This is a genomic window from Paenibacillus koleovorans NBRC 103111 (assembly GCF_004000845.1).
Classification (GTDB): domain Bacteria; phylum Bacillota; class Bacilli; order Paenibacillales; family NBRC-103111; genus Paenibacillus_AA; species Paenibacillus_AA koleovorans.
In genome coordinates this window covers 1-16,250 of record NZ_BIMA01000141.1, presented here as the reverse complement: position 1 = coordinate 16,250, position 16,250 = coordinate 1, and the positions used below count along the sequence as shown (strand labels likewise).

Here is a 16,250-nt window from a genome sequence, read left to right as displayed (position 1 = left end):
GCCTTGAAACTTGAATAATGGTCCCTGATAGCTCAGTCGGTAGAGCACTCGACTGTTAATCGAGTTGTCACAGGTTCGAGTCCTGTTCGGGGAGTCATACTCCGGCGATGCGATCTTCGCCTCGCCGGAACCCAATTATGGAGAGCTGTCCGAGTGGTCGAAGGAGCACGATTGGAAATCGTGTAGGCTCCAAAAGGGTCTCGAGGGTTCGAATCCCTCGCTCTCCGTAGCTTTCAATTTATTATGGCCCGTTGGTCAAGGGGTTAAGACACCTCCCTTTCACGGAGGTAACAGGGGTTCGAATCCCCTACGGGTCACCACTCTCCACAGAAAAAACAAGTTGATTTTCTTGAAAAGATTTGTTATATTAGTGCTTGTCCTTTCCAACATGGAGGCTTAGCTCAGCCGGGAGAGCATCTGCCTTACAAGCAGAGGGTCGGCGGTTCGATCCCGTCAGCCTCCATATTCAACCAAATACTTGTTACTAACGACGCGGGGTGGAGCAGCCCGGTAGCTCGTCGGGCTCATAACCCGAAGGCCGCAGGTTCAAATCCTGCCCCCGCAATAATTCTTCCTTAGAGAAGAAGACCAGGCAACTGGACAAGTATGGAGCTGTGGTGTAGAGGCCTAACATGCCTGCCTGTCACGCAGGAGACCGCGGGTTCGAATCCCGTCAGCTCCGCCATTATTTTCACCGTAATGCAAGGCTCGGTAGCTCAGTCGGTAGAGCAGAGGACTGAAAATCCTCGTGTCGGCGGTTCGATTCCGTCCCGAGCCACCATTACAACTTCATATGCCGCTATAGCTCAACTGGTAGAGCAACTGACTTGTAATCAGTAGGTTGGGGGTTCAAGTCCTCTTGGCGGCACCATGCTTTTCCTGGAGGATTAGCGAAGTGGCCAAACGCAGCAGACTGTAAATCTGTTCTCTGACGAGTTCGGTGGTTCGAATCCATCATCCTCCACCATTCATTTAGGGGCATAGTTTAAAGGTAGAACAAAGGTCTCCAAAACCTTTGGTGTGGGTTCAATTCCTGCTGCCCCTGCCAGATGAATATTCAATATGGCGGTCGTGGCGAAGGGGTTAACGCATCGGTCTGTGGCTCCGACATTCGTGGGTTCAAGTCCCATCGATCGCCCCATATTCACTCTTTATTGGGGATTAGCCAAGCGGTAAGGCAACGGACTTTGACTCCGTCATTCCTAGGTTCGAATCCTAGATCCCCAGTAAGCTTCTCTGAAAGGGAGTATTACTTTCGGGGATCTATTTTGCGGACGTGGCTCAGTGGTAGAGCATCGCCTTGCCAAGGCGAGGGTCGCGAGTTCGAATCTCGTCGTCCGCTCCATCTTATGTGGCGCCATAGCCAAGTGGTAAGGCAGAGCTCTGCAAAAGCTCTACCCCCAGTTCGAGTCTGGGTGGCGCCTCCATGACTTTTCGCCGGAGTGGCGGAATCGGCAGACGCACAGGACTTAAAATCCTGCGGTGGGTGACCACCGTACCAGTTCAAGTCTGGTCTTCGGCACCACGTTTACCTTGATATGTGCCCTTAGCTCAGCCGGATAGAGCGTTTGACTACGAATCAAAAGGTCAGGAGTTCGAATCTCTTAGGGCACGCCATTTTTTTTCTTCATCAAGCCGGTGTGGCGGAATGGCAGACGCGCGCGACTCAAAATCGTGAGGGAAACCGTGGGGGTTCGAGTCCCTTCACCGGCACTACAACGGTAGGTATTACGTGGATAAAACGTCGATTGCACTAACGTGCAATCGACGTTTTTCTGTTGTGCGTCCGACATGGGTGATAACTAGGCGATGAAAGTCCGCTACAGGCTTGGTAGTAGGAACTGTTAGCTTAAGGGCAAGGGTGTCGGTCGCGAGACCGAATCGGAAGGAAGCCGAAGGCAAACCCTCGGTCTGACGAACAGAAATCACATATTAGGCATAATCTTGAAGCCCTATAGTGATATAGGAGGCGCTGAATACGCATATGGCGTTCCTTTTTCTCAACTAATAATTGACAATGAGAATCAATATCATTTAAACTATAAATGAGAATGATTATTAGTATCATAAAGGTCGTGATTAGAGAATGGTAACGATGATGCGCCAGGTCAAGCTGGCCGACTATGAGCTCGAAGAATTTCTGCGCTGTCCCCATAAATACGTCCACAAACACGAGCATCATCTGAACCAGGATCATCTGAACTGGCGCCAGCTCGTGCAGTACGCGGTCAACCACGCGATTCACGATTATTATTCCCTCCCTCCGGAAAGCCGTACGGCTGCCGGGATTCGGTCCTTTCTCGAGCGGCAGTGGACGAATAAGGTAAGGCTGTTCGAATCGTTCCCGCATTTTCACAGGGTCAAGGCTATGGTGACGGAGCATCTGGTGCGCGAGCTGACCTCGTTGCCTCTGGAAACGCCGCCGATCCTGCTGTTCGAGTCCATAAGCGCTTGGATCGACGAGCTGCGTGCCGAGATATCGCTGATTGTGCAGCTTGCCTACTGGAGCGGGGAATCTTATACGATTCGAAAGTTTATGGTCGGCGAAGATCCGGCTGTCATTCCGGCTTTTTTCCATATGACCAGCGTAATGGCGCACCGAGCGTTCGGGAAGCTGCCCGAGCAGATCGAAGTCGTCACCCTGCTGACGGGGCAGAAACAAACCTATCGCCCGCAGGATGAGGAGCTGGAGGCATCGATCGATTATTTGCGGCTCGCCAGCCGGCTGTTTCAGGAAAAAACGGTGCATGTGAAGCGGGAAGCGGATTACGAATGCACAGCCTGTCCGTTTACGGAGCGTTGTCCACGTGGGACGGAGTCCATATCTGCAGGTGCGCGGGGCAGGAAATCCTGGCATTAGCACGTTAAGCACGATTTCTTGAGAGAAATCAGGCATACGAAGCGTTTTCAACTACATATGGTCAAAGGAGCGTGGCGAAGGATGGTGAAAGTGATCGTAATTTTTGCAAGCATGACGGGCAATACGGAGGAAATGGCGGACTACATTGCGGATGGTGTTAGAGAGGCGGGCGCGGAGCTGACGCTGAAGTCGGTGATGGATGTCAACGCCTCGGTGATGGAGAACTATGACGGGATTGCGCTGGGCGCCTACACTTGGGGAGATGGGGATTTGCCCGACGAATTCCTTGATTTCTATGAGGAGATGGACGAGGTGGATTTGACCGGCAAACAAGCGGTGGCGTTCGGTTCGTGCGATTCCAGCTATTCCGAGTATGGCGCGGCTGTCGATTTGCTGGAGCGCAAGCTGGAGGAGCTGGGCGCCGTCATCGCTTTGCCGGGGATGAAGGTGGAGCTGGGGCCGTCCGCACAGGAGAAGGAGCAGCTGAAGCAATTCGGGATTACATTCGTGAATCATCTACGTGTACTAAAGGAGGCAACGGCAGGTGGGACTATTGTATAACATTCATCGAGCTTTGCAAAATCGGGAATCGGGCCATGCGGTGCATGCGGAAAAGGAAGCGGAAGACGCAGCCCGGCTAGAGGCGGAGGCGCCTCCGACATTGATTGATTTGCTCCTGCGGCCGATCGGCAGGAAGCAAGTGCGGAGCGGGCCCAAGCCATCCTGATTCGCGGAAATAGAAGCTGCGGCCTGCTTGCCTTTTTGGGCATGGCAGGCTTTTTTTGCACATAGGGCAAGTACAAGGGCATTCGAATTCGAAATCGGGGAAAGGCGGAAGACTCGCATGAATGAAAAAGTAGGGGCGATCCCATCGCCCAGGCCGGCAGAGCTGGCGGAGCTGGAGCATTGCCTATACCGGCTGCGGGAGGTCGAGCGGGTTCAAGGGGTAGTCGGCTTTCGGCTGGAGCAGCAGCTGTCGACTTCGCATGTGCTGATCATGAGCGTCGGCGGTAGCGGCACGATGATGATCGGAGAATCGACATGGAGGCTTCGCGGAGATGCGGCCTACTTCTGCCCGCCGGGGCAGACGTTCGGCGTGTCTCCCGATGCAGGACAAGCCCTTCACCTGCACCTGCTCCGCTTTGACGTCTTCGAGGAGATGCGAAGAAGCCGCAACCGGTATCGCTGCATTCGGGAGAACGGCCGCTTCCCGCTGCACGGCGAGCTGCTCCTGTATACGCCGGACGCGCTCTTGACGCTCTTCGAGTCGGCGGAAACGCTCCACCGCAGCGCCGATAAGCTGGACCGCTTCCATGCGCAGAGCGTGCTGCTGGAGCTGCTGTACGGGATAGGCAAGCTGAGCAGCCGTCGGCAGGAGGACACGCGCTCCGGGCTGGAGCGGGCGAAACGGTTCCTGGAGGCGAATTACACGGAGCCTCTATCGCTGGAGCAGCTCGCTCGCATCGCCGAGATCAGCCCCAAATATTTCGGCGAGCTATATAAGAAGAAGTATGGGACAAGCGTCGGCGACGATTGGACCGAGCTGCGGATTAACAAGGCGAAGCAGCTGATGGCCGGCGGGAACAGCAAGCTGCGGGAAATCGCCCACCAGGTCGGGTATGTCGATGAGTTTTATTTCAGCCGCAAGTTCAAGAAGGAGGTCGGTGTAGCGCCATCCGCCTATATGAGCCGGAGAAGCCGCAAAATCGCGGTCGACCGCGCCGCCCTGATCGGCCATCTGCTGCCTCTCCATAGGCTGCCGCATGCGGCGCCGCTGCATCCCAAGTGGGGCGGCTACTATTACGAGCGGTATCGCCACGATATTCCCGTTCATCTCAGCGCGCTTATGAACGGGCGCGACCGTTCGGACAATGTCCGAACGCTGCTGCAGACAGCGCCTGATCTGATCGTCAGCTCCGAGAAGCTGAACGAGGTTGAGCGGCGACAGTTGGAATCGGTGGCCCCGGTCTTTTACATGCAGGAGGAACAGGATTGCCGGGAACAATTACGGGGATTGGCAGGTTATTTGGGCGAGACGGAAGAGGCGGAGAAGTGGCTGAGGAGCTACGAACGGCTGGTCGAGCACACATCGGAACGGATAAGGCGCCAGGTGACGGGTGAACGATGGCTGACGTTGCGGGTGCTCAAGGGCACCGTCTATGCCAGCTGCAATCGCAATATGGCGGATGTGCTATACGGCGATTTGCAGCTATCGTCTGCATGGGCAGTACCGGGGCTTGGACAGGCGGCGGTGTACGACGAGCCCCTGACTCCGGATCGGCTGGCGGAGCTGGCGCCGGATCGGCTGCTCGTGCTTGTTTGCCAGGAGACGGAGACTATAGCGTTCTGGCGCAGCTATCAGCAATCGCTGGAATGGAGGATGCTGCAGGCGGTGCGGCAGAACAAGGCGCATGCCATTCCCTCCGATCCGTGGCGCGAATACTCGCCGATGGCGCAATGGAGAATCGTCGAAGGGCTGGCAACTCTGCTATCCGGCGATCGTCCATGAACATTTCCGGCTTCCGTCCATGGTTCGCTTGTCCGACTGCCTTTATAATCAGTAACGAGAATCATTCTCAAATACGAGAGCAGTGAAAGGGGCTTTTGGAAGCAAATGAATCGGAAACTTGGTTTGGGTCTAGTATTGTCCATAGCGTTGGCACTAACGGCATGCGGCACGGGAAAAGAGGAGAAGGCATCCCCGGTTAATGCCGGCAGTCCGTCCGCCGCGCCTACGGCAAGCGCCAGTCCGTCGACCCCTCCATCGGCGGCACCATCGGCAAGCCCGAAGGCAATCGCTTATCTGGGCAAGGAATATACGGTGAAGGTGCCGACTGACAAAATTGTCATCACCGGTGCGCTTGAAGCGATGGAAGACGCGGTCGTGCTCGGTGTGAAGCCGATCGGCGCGATCTCGATCGGGGGCAAATTCCCGGCGATGTTCAAGGACATCACGGCGTCGGCGCAATCGATCGGAGAGAAAACGCAGCCGAATCTCGAGACAATCTTGAAGCTGAAGCCGGATGTCATTCTCGGCACATCGAAATTCGGCGCCGAGACGATCGATAGCTTGTCGAAAATCGCTACGACGATTCCGGTCTCCCACATTTCGACGAACTGGGAGGCGAATCTGTTGATGCTGGGTGAGGTGACCGGCAAGAAGGCGGAAGCGCAGCAAGCGATCGACACATACAAGAAAGACCTCGCGGCTGCAAAGACGAAAATCGGGGAAAGTGTGAAGATGAAGAAGGTCGTCGTCGTTCGGGTCCGCAGCGGCAATCTCAATATTTATCCGCCGGATACGTTCCTGAACCCTTCGTTATACACCGATCTCGGATTTACCGTACCGATGCAGCTCACCGAGGCGAAAGCACAGCAGATCATCTCGCTCGAGCAGTTCAGCGAGCTGAATCCGGACATCATTTTCCTGCAATTCTCCGAGGAGGAGAATGCGGATGCGCCTAAGGCGCTCGAGACGCTGCAGGGCAATCCGATCTGGAAAAGCTTGAACGCGGTCAAGAACAACAAAGTGTTCGTGAACATCATCGACCCGCTGGCCCAAGGCGGCACGGCGTGGAGCAAAATCAACTTCCTGAAGGCGGCCGTAGACAAGCTCGCCAACTAAACCGATAAGGCGTGTCCCCTGTATGAGACTTTCCAATAAGCTGGCCGTATGGCTGCTGCTGTTGTCGCCGCTGGCTATAGCGGCGGCTTTCTTCTCTTCCGTCTGGTTCGGTTCGAAGAGTATCGGTCCAGACACCGTCTGGGACGCGATCATGCGGTTCGACCCGGACAATGTCCAGCATCAGATCGTCCAACATTCCAGAATCCCTCGAGCGATCGGGGGATTGCTGATCGGCGCCTTCCTGGCAGTATCCGGCGCTCTGATGCAGGGCATGACGCGCAATTATTTGGCTTCGCCGTCGATCATGGGCGTGTCCGACGGCTCAGCCTTCGCCATTACATTGTGCACGGTGTTCCTGCCCGGCGGCGCCTCTTCGATGGAGATGATCGTCTTCTCCTTGATCGGGTCGGCTCTCGCCGTGGCGCTTGTCTTCGGCTTGGCGTCGCTGCTGCCGGACGGGCTCTCGCCGCTGCGGATGGCGATTATTGGCACGATCATCGGAACGTTCCTGAGCAGCATGTCGGCGGCCGTCGCTTCGTACTTCCAAGTGTCGCAGACGATCAGCTTCTGGTACAACGCCAGGCTGCACCAGATGGATCCGGACATGATCCGACTTGCGATCCCGTTCGCGGTCGTCGGGTTAGCGCTCGCGCTGCTGCTCTCGAAGTCGATCACGGTGCTCGCCCTCGGCGAGGACGTCGCAATGAGCCTGGGCCAGCGCACGTTGCTAGTGAAGGCAGGAGCCACTACGGCGGTCATTCTGTTGACCGGCATATCTGTGGCGCTGGCCGGCAAGATCGGTTTTGTCGGGCTGATCATCCCGCATATCGTTCGTTTCCTGATCGGAGTCGACTATCGCTGGGTCATTCCTTGCTCCGCCGTGGTCGGCGCCGTGTTCCTCGGGTTCTCCGATGTCGCGAGCCGCTACATGAACGCGCCGTTCGAGACGCCGATCGGCGTCGTGACGGCAATCGTGGGAGTTCCATTTTTCCTCTATCTCGTCCGAAAGCGAGGGGGGCGACATGCGTAACCACGAGACTTTGCGATTCTGGAGCGTATTGACGGTTATCGGCGCGCTGATCGTGGTCGTATTCTACATCAGCTTGACGAACGGCGTGTTCGACATCGGGCTGCTCGATATTGCGAAGACGCTGCTGCGGATTTATCCGTCCGATGATTATGATTTGGTCATCTTTGATTTTCGACTGCCCCGGATCGTCATCTCGCTTCTTGTAGGCTTCGGGCTGGCGATTGCCGGGACCGTCATGCAGGGCGTGACTCGCAACGGATTGGCCGATCCCGGCATCCTGGGCATCAATGCAGGTGCAGGCGCGGCTATCGTCACGTTCATGTTTTTCTTTGCTGGGAAAATGACCGGCACCGGCTTGCTGGCCATTCTGGCCATGCCCCTGTTCGGTCTCGCGGGAGGCTTGCTGGCGGCGATCAGCATCTACGCGCTCGCTTGGCGCAACGGACAGCTCGATCCGCGCAGCTTGCTGCTGACAGGCATCGCGATCGGCTCCGGCTTCGGCGCGATTTCGCTGTATTTGTCGCTGAAGATGAATGCAAGGGATTTCGAGATGGCGGCGGTTTGGCTGACCGGGAGCATCTGGAATGCGAACTGGATCTTCATCGCCTCTATGCTGCCCTGGCTGCTGCTGCTGACGCCGATTGTTCTATGGAAGGCTTATGCACTGGACTTGCTCAGGCTGGGCGAGCCGACGGCGCAAGGGCTGGGGCTCGCGGCGGAGCGCGAGAAGAGGCTGCTGCTGCTGGCGAGTATCGGCATCGTGAGCGCCTGTGTGTCCGTGTCGGGCAGTATCGGCTTCGTCGGCCTGATCGCCCCGCATATCGCCAAGCGGCTTGTAGGCATCCACCATCGTCATGTGCTGCCGGTCAGCGGTGCCATAGGGATGCTGCTTGTGGCGGCTTCGGATTTTATCGCGAAGACGGTGTTCCATCCGGTGGAGCTGCCGGTCGGCATCGTCATCTCGATCATCGGGGTGCCGTATTTCGTGTATTTGCTGTACAAAAGGAAGGCGTAAATTTAGGAAGAGGATGTCAGGAAGGAGGTTGGCAGGCGATGCTGCATGGGGTGTTGGAACGAACGGCTTTTGAGGAAAGAGAGCTGCTGATCTACATGCCGCCTTCCTATCGGGCTGGGGAAAAGCGTTATCCTATCGTCTATGTGCAGGACGGCGGCGATCTGTTCGCTCCGGCTAACGGCGCCGCCTTGGAGGAGCTGGAGCGGATGTTCGAAGCCGGCACGCTGCGGGAGCTGCTGCTGGTCGGGGTGAGCTCCCCGAATCGGCTGGACGAGTATTCCCCTTGGCCGGCTCAAACGCTAACCGGCCGGTTCGAAGATTTTGGCGGCAAGGGGGCAGACTACTTGGAATTTCTTAGCGTCCGGCTGAAGCCTTACATCGACGATCGGTACCGGACGGAACGGGACGCGCGCTGGACGGCGATCGCAGGCAAGTCGATGGGCGGCTTGATCTCCATTTTCTCCGCATACTCGGGACTGGGGATGTTCGGCCGGATCGGCGCCATTTCTCCCTCGATGTGGTTCGATGGGTTCGTAACCTTTATGCGGGAACATCCAGCTGCCGGTGTCGGTTTGGACATTTACCTGGACGTGGGCAGTGATGAGGGTGTAGGTAAACCGACGGCGCAGAGCCAGATGGTCCCTCGGGTGAAGGAGGCGTATGCCCTTTTGCAAAAGTTTGTGGAGGGTTCGGATGGTGCGGCGGATGCCCGTGTGAAGTTTGTTCTGGAAGAAGGGGGCCTGCATCTGCTCCCGAATTTTATTCGAAGATTTCCGCCTATGCTGCAATGGCTGTTTGCGGGCGACTGAACGACTGAAGGAGGAAGCGAAATGACTATAGCCCAATTGATCCGGGAGCGTCGCTCGGTGCATCTGTTCGAGAAGCGGGAGGTGTCGCCGGAGCTGGTGGCGGAGCTGCTGGAAACGGCGGTTTGGGTGCCCAACTACCATATGACCCAGCCTTGGAGGTTTATCCTTACTTATGGAGAAGGGAGGCGACGCATTGCGGAAGCGGTGCGGATCATGAAGGAACAGCGCGAGCCGGATCCGGGGAAAAAACGGGAGGTCGGGCAAAAATTTTACGATAAGATTATGGCGATTCCGATGATTATGACCGTGCTTATGCGGGAAGATCCGAATCTCATCACGCGCGAGGAAGACTATGCCTCGACCAGCTGCATCATCCATAACTTCAGCCTGCTAGCGTGGGAGCATGGGATCGGACTCACTTGGGAGTCATACCCATGGCTGCATGTCGGCGAATTCCGCGAAGCGGTGGGCATTCAACAGGGTGAGAAGGCGCTTGGCAACCTGCATATCGGGTATCCGGCGAAAATTCCGACCGCTCAGCCGCGCATTCCGGCATCGGAACGGCTCACCATTATCGATCGGGCGTAGCAGCAATGCGATAGATGTGATGGATACGATGCATGCGATGGATACGATGGATGTGATGGATGTGATGGAGGTGTTAAGTGTGAGTGGAGCCGTTCATGTTCCGCGATCCGATTCGTTCGCTCTTGTCTCGCCGGAGAGCGGGCGTGAGTACCGCATTCTCCTTGCTTGTCCGGAGGAGCCTCCGCCGGAGGGCGGCTATCCGGTTTATTACTTCCTCGACGGCAATGCCGTGTTCGCCACGGCCGTCGAGGCAGCCCGGCTGCTGTCCCGCCGAAGGGGCGAGCCGGTTGTCGCACCGGCCATCGTCGTAGGGATCGGGTATCCGACGGAGCAGGTATTCGATCCTTCGCGGTTCTATGATTTTACGATGCCGGTGCGGCCCGAGGAGCTGTCGTTCCTGCCGGACGGTCGCCCGATGCCGATGCTTGGCGGGGCGGATGCGTTCGCCATGTTCATCAAGGAAGTGCTCAAGCCCGCCGTCGAGCGGCGGTTCCCGATCGACCGCAGCCGGCAGACACTGTTCGGTCACTCGCTCGGCGGGCTGTTCGCGCTGCGCATGCTGTTCGCGTTTCCTGACGCTTTCCGCACGTATATCGCGGGCAGCCCGTCCATCCATTGGAACCGCCGGCCGCTGCGGGAGCTGGAGAAGGCGTTCGCCGCCAGCGTGCGGGGCGAGCCAACCGATGTGCGCGTCCTGATCGCGGCGGGCGAGCTGGAGGACGGGCATCACAGCGGGATGAACGGCAATGCCCGCGAGCAGGCCGGGCGGCTGGCGGCGCTGGCGTCGTACGGGGTGCGCAGCGAGTATCGCGAGTTCGCGGGGGAGGATCATTTGTCCGTGCTGCCGGTGCTGATTAGTCATGGGCTGCGGTTTGCTAGTATGACCAGTTAGGCGATCAGCCTGCCGGTTGAGCTTGAGGGGCAGGCTGTTCGGTCTTTATTTTTTTGGCCAGCCACTCCACAGCTCTATCTTGTTTCCAGCCGGATCGTAAGTGAAAAAATTGCAGCCACATCCGCCATTATTCGAAATATCAGTAACCCGAGCTCCGTTAGTTTTCATTTTGACATGGAGTCCTTCGAGGTTTTCAATCTCCATGGTGAGAATGCATTGCTCCCAGCCGCCGATTTCGGTATAAGTCAAATTCGTCGGTTCCTTGGACCTAATTAAAAAGATCGACTGGTCCGGACTGATTCCTAGCTGGGCCTGGTTCTCGTCAACATCCCGAAGCAGCTTCAAGCCCAAGTGATCGACGTACCATTGGGCGGACTGTTTCGTATTGTTCGCGGGCAAATACACGCATTGGATCGTTTTTACGATCGCCATGGTCTGTCCTGATTGGCCCAAATGAAACCCTCCTCTATGGGGAATATAACCAACTAATTAAAAGGATACCGTTCCAAGGCGCAGGTGTAAACCATTCAGACGCTCCATAGGAAAAAAATGCCCGGCCGCGGGTCATCGTGTATAATGAAGGCATGTCCGTTGGGAGCGCACAGTCGTTGCCGAACAAGCCTTTCATAGGAGATGAAGACGAATGCTGTATACCGGATTGTTGTCGGTCACGTTCCGCAAGCTGAGTGCGGAGCAGATCGTGAGCTTGGTTGTGGAAGCCGGGTTGGATGGAATCGAATGGGGCGGGGATATTCATGTGCCGCCGGGCGATGTGGAAACCGCGAAGGCGGTTCGCGTCATGACCGAGCAAGCTGGTTTGAAGGTAGCCGCTTACGGCTCCTACTACCGAGTCGGCACGGGTCAGAGCTTCGAGGATGTGCTGAGCTCCGCCTCTGCCCTAGGCGCTCCGGTGATCCGAGTGTGGGCCGGCAATAAAGGCTCCGCCGCTGCGGACGAAGCTTGGTGGGACGCCGTCGTGGAGGATACGAGAGCGATTGGGGAGCGTGCGGCGCAGGCCGGCATTCGCATCGCGTTCGAGTTCCACCAGAACACGCTCACCGATGAGCTGGACGCGACGCTGCGGCTGTTGAAGGCGGCCGACCATCCGAACGTGTACTCGTATTGGCAGGCGCTGCGGCCGTTCGAGTCTGGCGCGTATGCCGGAGAACTGGAGGCGCTGACGCCTTGGCTGACGAATGTGCACGTGTATTACATCAGCTACGGCACCCGCCACTCGCTGGAGGAAGGCGAGTCGGTGTGGGACCGCTACTTGGCGGCGCTGCCGTCGGGTGAAGACCGGTACGTGATGCTGGAGTTCGTGAAGGACGACGCGCCGGAGCAGTTCCTGCAGGATGCTGCGACGCTCAAGCGGATCGTGAAGCGGGCTAATGAGGCTTAAGGTGGTTGGAGGAGCATCGTCCGGGTTGCATGGGCGGTGCTCTTTTTACATATCAGAAAGTTTAAAGCCTTAACCGTACTACAGCGTAAGGGGTACGCTTGCTAAGCACGGTTGGGGTGAGGCAGAACCATAGCGCTACGCCATATTACGAATAACGCTATTTCGCCGGAATGGGGGAGCCGCCGCGAAATAGCACTCCGGGATATCGGGATAACGCTACTTGCCCCTGCTCCCCCCCGAAAAGGCTGTTCCGAACCCCAATAAAGCTATGGCGTAATGCTATTTGGGCGCAACGGCGCCGGAACGGCGAAATAGCGTTATGCGGGATATGCAGGAGCGTTCTTTTTCTGACGAGAGAGAGGTGAGGAGCAGGTGCCCTCCGCCCTTTCCGTCCCCCTTCCTACGCGCCAACTAAACACAACCTCCAAAAAAATGTACCGGTGATTGTTCCGATGAAAAGGCCATATACGTCTAGTCCGACTTTTCCGGACTGCGTAGCGGGAGCGAAGGGTGAAGTGGTCTCTAGTCCGACTTTTCCCACTTGCAGAGCCGTTTCCGCACGCTCCCTCTCGAAAACGCCGCTCTAATTCGGCCGATTCGGGCTACAGAGCTTTTCCGGCTGGCGAGGCGCGCGGTAGTCCGATTTTTTCGGACTAGGGAGCAAGGGTGCGGGCGCCACGCTGCTCGAGAATGCTCTTCGCCTCGAGCGGGTATAGCTGGTTGCGGGAATCCGGAGGAATGGGATGATCATGAATCGTCCTAGGGGACGGTTTTTCAGAACAAACGTAACGCCATGAACGAAAGCAGAACCAAAGAGGACAGGGGGCTGGTGTGGAGAAGCGGAGCGGTCGCTCCCTGAAATCTGGTGCCAACCTGAACCTGTTCCATCCCAGGCACGAGATTTCAAGAGCGATCGGAACCCAGCCGCCTGTCCTCCCTTTGCACTAACGAAACGCAACGAACAAGGACCTGATCGCTGAACTTCCGATCAGCTTTTTCTTAATGGGTTGTGGAGGGCTGGGGCGGATGTGGAATAAGGTGATGGCGTGAGATGAGCACACCAAAACGACCCAAAAGCCGGAGAGGCTCTCGGATCGTCGACATAACCACAATTCAATGGATTAGAACAGCTTGGGCGCCTTCACCGACACGCCGGACAATACGCGCTGAATGGTGCTCTGCACCCGTTCCTTCTGCAGCGGCTTGGCGATGAAGTCTTTGGCCCCGGCTGCGATCGCGTCGATGACCACTTGCTGGTGGGACATGGCCGAGCAGACGATGAATTTGGCGCCGGGATCGAGCAGGCGGATTTTGTGCATGGCGGTTATGCCGTCCATATCGGGCATGGTGATGTCCATCGTTACCAGATCCGGTTTCTTCTGACTGTACAATTGCAGGGCTTCCTCGCCGCCGGACGCCTCCGCCACGACTTCGTGCCCCAGCTCGCGCAGCATGTGACTCAGGATCGCTCGCATGAATGCGGCATCATCTACGATCATGATCGTTGCCAAACTATCATCTCCCCGGTTCGAATATCGCTCTTAATTTAATCTACTAGACGAGAGACGATTTTAGAACGGATGTCGCGGAATACAGCCGTGAATAGTCCAGCCAAATAGAAAAGCGATACCGTCCGGGACGAGTATCGCTTGAATAGAGTCGCTGCGAGTTTAATAGGCAAGGCGAATATCACTAGGCCAAATTCAACACATTTTTAACCGCACTTTTGACCCGTTCCTTCTGCACCGGCTTGGCGATAAAATCTTTGGCTCCCCAGGAGAGAGCCTCGATTACGGTGTTCTGGTGGGACATAGCGGAGCAGACGATCACTTTCGCGCTCGGATCGATCGCCTTGATTTTACGCAGCGCATCTACGCCGTTCATTACCGGCATAGTGATATCCATTGTGACGAGATCCGGCTTTGTTTTGGAGTACATTTTCACGGCATCCTCGCCGTTCGTCGCCTCCGCCACTACGTCGAAGCCCATCTCTATGACGATGTCTTTAATGATTTCCCGCATGAATGCAGCATCTTCTACGATCATTATGGTGTGCATACGATCCGCCCTTTCTCGCTGAGACGTCGTGCTGCAGTTGTGACTCGTGTACTTTAATATTAGGCTTTGTAGGGCTGGCTTGAGAAGTTACTCTTGACACCTTTTGAGGTCGGAAAGGATAGGTCTTTAGAAGTGAATTTCTTTACTTTTGTCATATGACAGCGAGATGGCTGGATCCGCGCGCCGTTACCTTTTTCTTTACGTAGGTCGGGGAAATTCAGTATGATGGTATGAAAGAGCAGCAGAGGAGGGCGCCATGGAAACGATACTTGTCGACCGATTCGGTAGAGTTCACGATTACTTGCGCATCTCGGTCACGGACCGTTGCAACCTTCGATGCGTATACTGCATGCCGGAGGAAGGCATGGAATTCGAGCCGGACGAACGGATTCTGACCTTCGAGGAAATTGCCGAGGTAGTCGGCGTGCTAGCTCGCCTAGGCGTGCGCAAGCTGCGGATTACCGGCGGGGAGCCGCTCGTGCGGAAGCACTTGGAGCAGCTGATCGCCATGCTGTCGGCCATTCCCGGCATTGAAGATATTGCGCTCACGACGAACGGCATTTTCTTGGCGCCGCGTGCCGAGCGGTTGAGGGCAGCCGGCGTGACGCGGGTCAACATCAGCTTGGACTCGCTGCGGGCCGACCGGTTCGCGATGATTACCCGCGGCGGCGATATCCGCAAGGTGCTGGCTTCGCTCGAGGAGTCGGTGCGGGTCGGCTTCCAACCGATCAAGCTGAACGTGGTGCTGATGAAGGGTGTGAACGACGATGAGATCGCCGATTTTCTCGCGATGACGCTGGAGCGGGATTTGACGGTTCGCTTCATTGAATATATGCCGATCGGGCATGAGGACGACGGCTGGCGGAACAAGTACGTGCCGCTGTCCGCCGTAATGGACGTTTGCGCCGAGCGAGGATGGACGGCAGATGCTTCAGGCGAGGTGTACGGCAACGGGCCGAGCCGCAATTACCGGATCCGCGGCGCCGCCGGATCGTTCGGGTTGATCCATCCGGTGAGCGATCATTTCTGCGAGACCTGCAATCGGCTGCGCTTGACGGCGGACGGCAGTATCAAGCCTTGCCTGTATTGGACGGACGAGTTCAACGTCCGCAAGCATATGGGCGACGAGCAGGCGATGCGCGAGCTGTTCTTCCGAGCGCTCGACATCAAGCCGCTCAATCATGAGATGGCGCAGGTGCTGGCGCTAGAGGCGCAATCGCATACCCCGACGGCGCGGCGCATGTCGCAGATTGGAGGGTAAGCCGTGAGCAGCAACAACAGGGACCGACGTACAATACCGCCGCGCACGGCGATCTCCGTGCAAGAGGCGCAGGCCCGCATCGCGGCCTGTGTCTCTTCGCCGTTGCCCGTCGAGCACGTGCCGCTCGTCGGGAGCTGGGGCCGCCGGCTCGCACACGACGTGTGCACGGATCAGCCGGTGCCGCACTTCCGGCGTTCCGGCGTGGACGGCTATGCCGTCCGCGCACGGGACACCGCGGCTGCGTCTCCGGGACGTCCGGTGGAGCTGGACGTTCTGGAGACGATCGCTTGCGGGCAAGTGCCGCAAGCGGCAGTCGGCGCGGGACAAGCCGCGCGCATTATGACCGGCGCCCCGCTGCCGGAGGGCGCCGATGCGGTCGTCATGCTGGAGACGACCGAGGTCGTGGCGCCGGCCGGCGACGCGCAAGGCGCCGACGGCGCAGACGCGGCGGCCGCGAGGGCTGATGGCGCAGCAGGCGAGGGCACCGGCGCAGCTGCAGTCGCAGCGTCCGCAGCAGCGAAAGCCGGCGGTCCTGACGGCGGCGACCCTGGCTCTGACGGCGGAGCCGCAGGTGCGCCAGCGCCTGGGCCCGGCGACGGATCTTGCGCTGCCGGCGCTGGCGCCTACACGGCTGTCGGCGCTGCCGCCAGCGCCTCGGCCGCAGAAGCAGCCAGCGCCGCCGCCGGGGCGCTTGGCCGCGTGCGGCTCGGCCG

At 57.6% G+C, this 16,250-nt stretch carries 15 protein-coding genes, 17 tRNA genes and 1 pseudogene; 30 read left to right on the top strand and 3 right to left on the bottom strand.

Going from position 1 to position 16,250, the window contains the following annotated elements; genetic code table 11:
• The first annotated feature begins 21 nt into the window (after nucleotides 1-21).
• The 27 genes from PKO02S_RS28515 (at nucleotide 22) to PKO02S_RS28390 (ending at nucleotide 10,819) form a co-directional block, all read left to right on the top strand.
• Nucleotides 22-94 (top strand) — tRNA-Asn (locus PKO02S_RS28515).
• A gap of 45 nt (nucleotides 95-139) precedes the next feature.
• Nucleotides 140-227 (top strand) — tRNA-Ser (locus PKO02S_RS28510).
• Between the two features lie 18 nt (nucleotides 228-245).
• A tRNA-Glu gene (locus PKO02S_RS28505) sits at nucleotides 246-320 on the top strand.
• A gap of 70 nt (nucleotides 321-390) precedes the next feature.
• Nucleotides 391-463, top strand: a tRNA-Val gene (locus PKO02S_RS28500).
• 28 nt (nucleotides 464-491) lie between these two features.
• Nucleotides 492-565, top strand: a tRNA-Met gene (locus PKO02S_RS28495).
• 43 nt (nucleotides 566-608) lie between these two features.
• Nucleotides 609-685 (top strand) — tRNA-Asp (locus tag PKO02S_RS28490).
• Between the two features lie 20 nt (nucleotides 686-705).
• Nucleotides 706-781 (top strand) — tRNA-Phe (locus tag PKO02S_RS28485).
• A gap of 14 nt (nucleotides 782-795) precedes the next feature.
• Nucleotides 796-871: transfer RNA gene (locus tag PKO02S_RS28480), tRNA-Thr, on the top strand.
• A 10-nt stretch (nucleotides 872-881) separates the two neighbouring features.
• Nucleotides 882-967, top strand: a tRNA-Tyr gene (locus PKO02S_RS28475).
• A gap of 7 nt (nucleotides 968-974) precedes the next feature.
• A tRNA-Trp gene (locus PKO02S_RS28470) sits at nucleotides 975-1,048 on the top strand.
• Nucleotides 1,049-1,065: 17 nt separating this feature from the next.
• Nucleotides 1,066-1,141 (top strand) — tRNA-His (locus tag PKO02S_RS28465).
• Between the two features lie 14 nt (nucleotides 1,142-1,155).
• A tRNA-Gln gene (locus tag PKO02S_RS28460) sits at nucleotides 1,156-1,227 on the top strand.
• A gap of 43 nt (nucleotides 1,228-1,270) precedes the next feature.
• Nucleotides 1,271-1,345, top strand: a tRNA-Gly gene (locus PKO02S_RS28455).
• An 8-nt stretch (nucleotides 1,346-1,353) separates the two neighbouring features.
• A tRNA-Cys gene (locus PKO02S_RS28450) sits at nucleotides 1,354-1,427 on the top strand.
• Between the two features lie 9 nt (nucleotides 1,428-1,436).
• A tRNA-Leu gene (locus PKO02S_RS28445) sits at nucleotides 1,437-1,525 on the top strand.
• 15 nt (nucleotides 1,526-1,540) lie between these two features.
• Nucleotides 1,541-1,617: transfer RNA gene (locus PKO02S_RS28440), tRNA-Arg, on the top strand.
• A gap of 17 nt (nucleotides 1,618-1,634) precedes the next feature.
• Nucleotides 1,635-1,713, top strand: a tRNA-Leu gene (locus PKO02S_RS28435).
• 373 nt (nucleotides 1,714-2,086) lie between these two features.
• Nucleotides 2,087-2,860, top strand: coding sequence for a hypothetical protein (locus tag PKO02S_RS28430; RefSeq protein WP_127588413.1), 774 nt, complete (start codon nucleotides 2,087-2,089; stop codon nucleotides 2,858-2,860).
• 81 nt (nucleotides 2,861-2,941) lie between these two features.
• Nucleotides 2,942-3,421 (top strand): flavodoxin, encoded by a 480-nt coding sequence (locus PKO02S_RS28425; RefSeq protein WP_127588412.1) that lies wholly within the window; start codon nucleotides 2,942-2,944, stop codon nucleotides 3,419-3,421.
• Nucleotides 3,405-3,587, top strand: coding sequence for a hypothetical protein (locus PKO02S_RS28420; RefSeq protein ID WP_127588411.1), 183 nt, complete (start codon nucleotides 3,405-3,407; stop codon nucleotides 3,585-3,587). Before PKO02S_RS28425 ends, PKO02S_RS28420 begins: the two co-directional genes overlap by 17 nt.
• Nucleotides 3,588-3,704: 117 nt before the next feature.
• Nucleotides 3,705-5,369, top strand: a complete 1,665-nt coding sequence (locus PKO02S_RS28415) for an AraC family transcriptional regulator (RefSeq protein WP_127588410.1) — start codon at nucleotides 3,705-3,707, stop codon at nucleotides 5,367-5,369.
• A 105-nt stretch (nucleotides 5,370-5,474) separates the two neighbouring features.
• Nucleotides 5,475-6,485 (top strand): ABC transporter substrate-binding protein, encoded by a 1,011-nt coding sequence (locus tag PKO02S_RS28410; protein WP_127588409.1) that lies wholly within the window; start codon nucleotides 5,475-5,477, stop codon nucleotides 6,483-6,485.
• A gap of 22 nt (nucleotides 6,486-6,507) precedes the next feature.
• Complete coding sequence (locus tag PKO02S_RS28405; protein WP_127588408.1) at nucleotides 6,508-7,515, top strand: FecCD family ABC transporter permease; 1,008 nt, start codon at nucleotides 6,508-6,510, stop codon at nucleotides 7,513-7,515.
• Nucleotides 7,508-8,530 (top strand): FecCD family ABC transporter permease, encoded by a 1,023-nt coding sequence (locus PKO02S_RS28400; RefSeq protein WP_127588407.1) that lies wholly within the window; start codon nucleotides 7,508-7,510, stop codon nucleotides 8,528-8,530. The genes PKO02S_RS28405 and PKO02S_RS28400 overlap by 8 nt, the downstream gene beginning before the upstream one ends.
• A 38-nt stretch (nucleotides 8,531-8,568) precedes the next feature.
• Nucleotides 8,569-9,339 carry an alpha/beta hydrolase gene (locus PKO02S_RS33505; protein ID WP_246067525.1) on the top strand — a complete coding sequence of 257 codons (771 nt, stop codon included), beginning with the start codon at nucleotides 8,569-8,571 and terminating at the stop codon, nucleotides 9,337-9,339.
• Between the two features lie 21 nt (nucleotides 9,340-9,360).
• A complete protein-coding gene (locus PKO02S_RS33500; protein WP_246067517.1) occupies nucleotides 9,361-9,927 on the top strand; it encodes a nitroreductase family protein in 567 nt (188 codons plus the stop codon).
• Nucleotides 9,928-9,946: 19 nt separating this feature from the next.
• Nucleotides 9,947-10,819: an alpha/beta hydrolase gene (locus tag PKO02S_RS28390; protein WP_246067516.1), complete on the top strand. Its 873-nt coding sequence runs from the start codon at nucleotides 9,947-9,949 to the stop codon at nucleotides 10,817-10,819.
• Nucleotides 10,820-10,864: 45 nt separating this feature from the next.
• On the opposite strand, the gene PKO02S_RS28385 is transcribed toward PKO02S_RS28390, so the two are convergent.
• Nucleotides 10,865-11,272, bottom strand: a complete 408-nt coding sequence (locus PKO02S_RS28385) for a VOC family protein (protein WP_127588406.1) — start codon at nucleotides 11,270-11,272, stop codon at nucleotides 10,865-10,867.
• 190 nt (nucleotides 11,273-11,462) lie between these two features.
• Between PKO02S_RS28385 and PKO02S_RS28380 the strand changes: the two genes are divergently transcribed.
• Nucleotides 11,463-12,218, top strand: coding sequence for a sugar phosphate isomerase/epimerase family protein (locus PKO02S_RS28380; RefSeq protein WP_127588405.1), 756 nt, complete (start codon nucleotides 11,463-11,465; stop codon nucleotides 12,216-12,218).
• Nucleotides 12,219-13,339: 1,121 nt separating this feature from the next.
• On the opposite strand, the gene PKO02S_RS28375 is transcribed toward PKO02S_RS28380, so the two are convergent.
• A complete protein-coding gene (locus PKO02S_RS28375; RefSeq protein WP_127588404.1) occupies nucleotides 13,340-13,729 on the bottom strand; it encodes a response regulator in 390 nt (129 codons plus the stop codon).
• 181 nt (nucleotides 13,730-13,910) lie between these two features.
• The gene (locus PKO02S_RS28370; protein WP_127588403.1) at nucleotides 13,911-14,276 is read right to left on the bottom strand and encodes a response regulator; all 366 of its coding nucleotides are present in this window, start codon (nucleotides 14,274-14,276) and stop codon (nucleotides 13,911-13,913) included.
• Nucleotides 14,277-14,532: 256 nt separating this feature from the next.
• On the opposite strand from PKO02S_RS28370, the gene moaA reads away from it, so the two are divergent.
• Entirely contained in the window at nucleotides 14,533-15,537 is a 1,005-nt protein-coding gene (gene moaA / locus PKO02S_RS28365; RefSeq protein ID WP_127588402.1) for a GTP 3',8-cyclase MoaA, read from the top strand.
• 3 nt (nucleotides 15,538-15,540) lie between these two features.
• Nucleotides 15,541-16,250, top strand: a pseudogene (locus PKO02S_RS28360) (hypothetical protein); the annotation flags it as partial.

Bases quoted from the DNA above. Each gene is read 5' to 3' on its own strand.
- PKO02S_RS28430 (WP_127588413.1), top strand. From the start codon at position 2,087: ATGGTAACGATGATGCGCCAGGTCAAGCTGGCCGACTATGAGCTCGAA.
- PKO02S_RS28425 (WP_127588412.1), top strand. From the start codon at position 2,942: ATGGTGAAAGTGATCGTAATTTTTGCAAGCATGACGGGCAATACGGAG.
- PKO02S_RS28415 (WP_127588410.1), top strand. From the start codon at position 3,705: ATGAATGAAAAAGTAGGGGCGATCCCATCGCCCAGGCCGGCAGAGCTG.
- PKO02S_RS28410 (WP_127588409.1), top strand. From the start codon at position 5,475: ATGAATCGGAAACTTGGTTTGGGTCTAGTATTGTCCATAGCGTTGGCA.
- PKO02S_RS28405 (WP_127588408.1), top strand. From the start codon at position 6,508: ATGAGACTTTCCAATAAGCTGGCCGTATGGCTGCTGCTGTTGTCGCCG.
- PKO02S_RS28400 (WP_127588407.1), top strand. From the start codon at position 7,508: ATGCGTAACCACGAGACTTTGCGATTCTGGAGCGTATTGACGGTTATC.
- PKO02S_RS33505 (WP_246067525.1), top strand. From the start codon at position 8,569: ATGCTGCATGGGGTGTTGGAACGAACGGCTTTTGAGGAAAGAGAGCTG.
- PKO02S_RS33500 (WP_246067517.1), top strand. From the start codon at position 9,361: ATGACTATAGCCCAATTGATCCGGGAGCGTCGCTCGGTGCATCTGTTC.
- PKO02S_RS28390 (WP_246067516.1), top strand. From the start codon at position 9,947: ATGGATACGATGCATGCGATGGATACGATGGATGTGATGGATGTGATG.
- PKO02S_RS28380 (WP_127588405.1), top strand. From the start codon at position 11,463: ATGCTGTATACCGGATTGTTGTCGGTCACGTTCCGCAAGCTGAGTGCG.
- PKO02S_RS28370 (WP_127588403.1), bottom strand. From the start codon at position 14,276: ATGCACACCATAATGATCGTAGAAGATGCTGCATTCATGCGGGAAATC.
- moaA (WP_127588402.1), top strand. From the start codon at position 14,533: ATGGAAACGATACTTGTCGACCGATTCGGTAGAGTTCACGATTACTTG.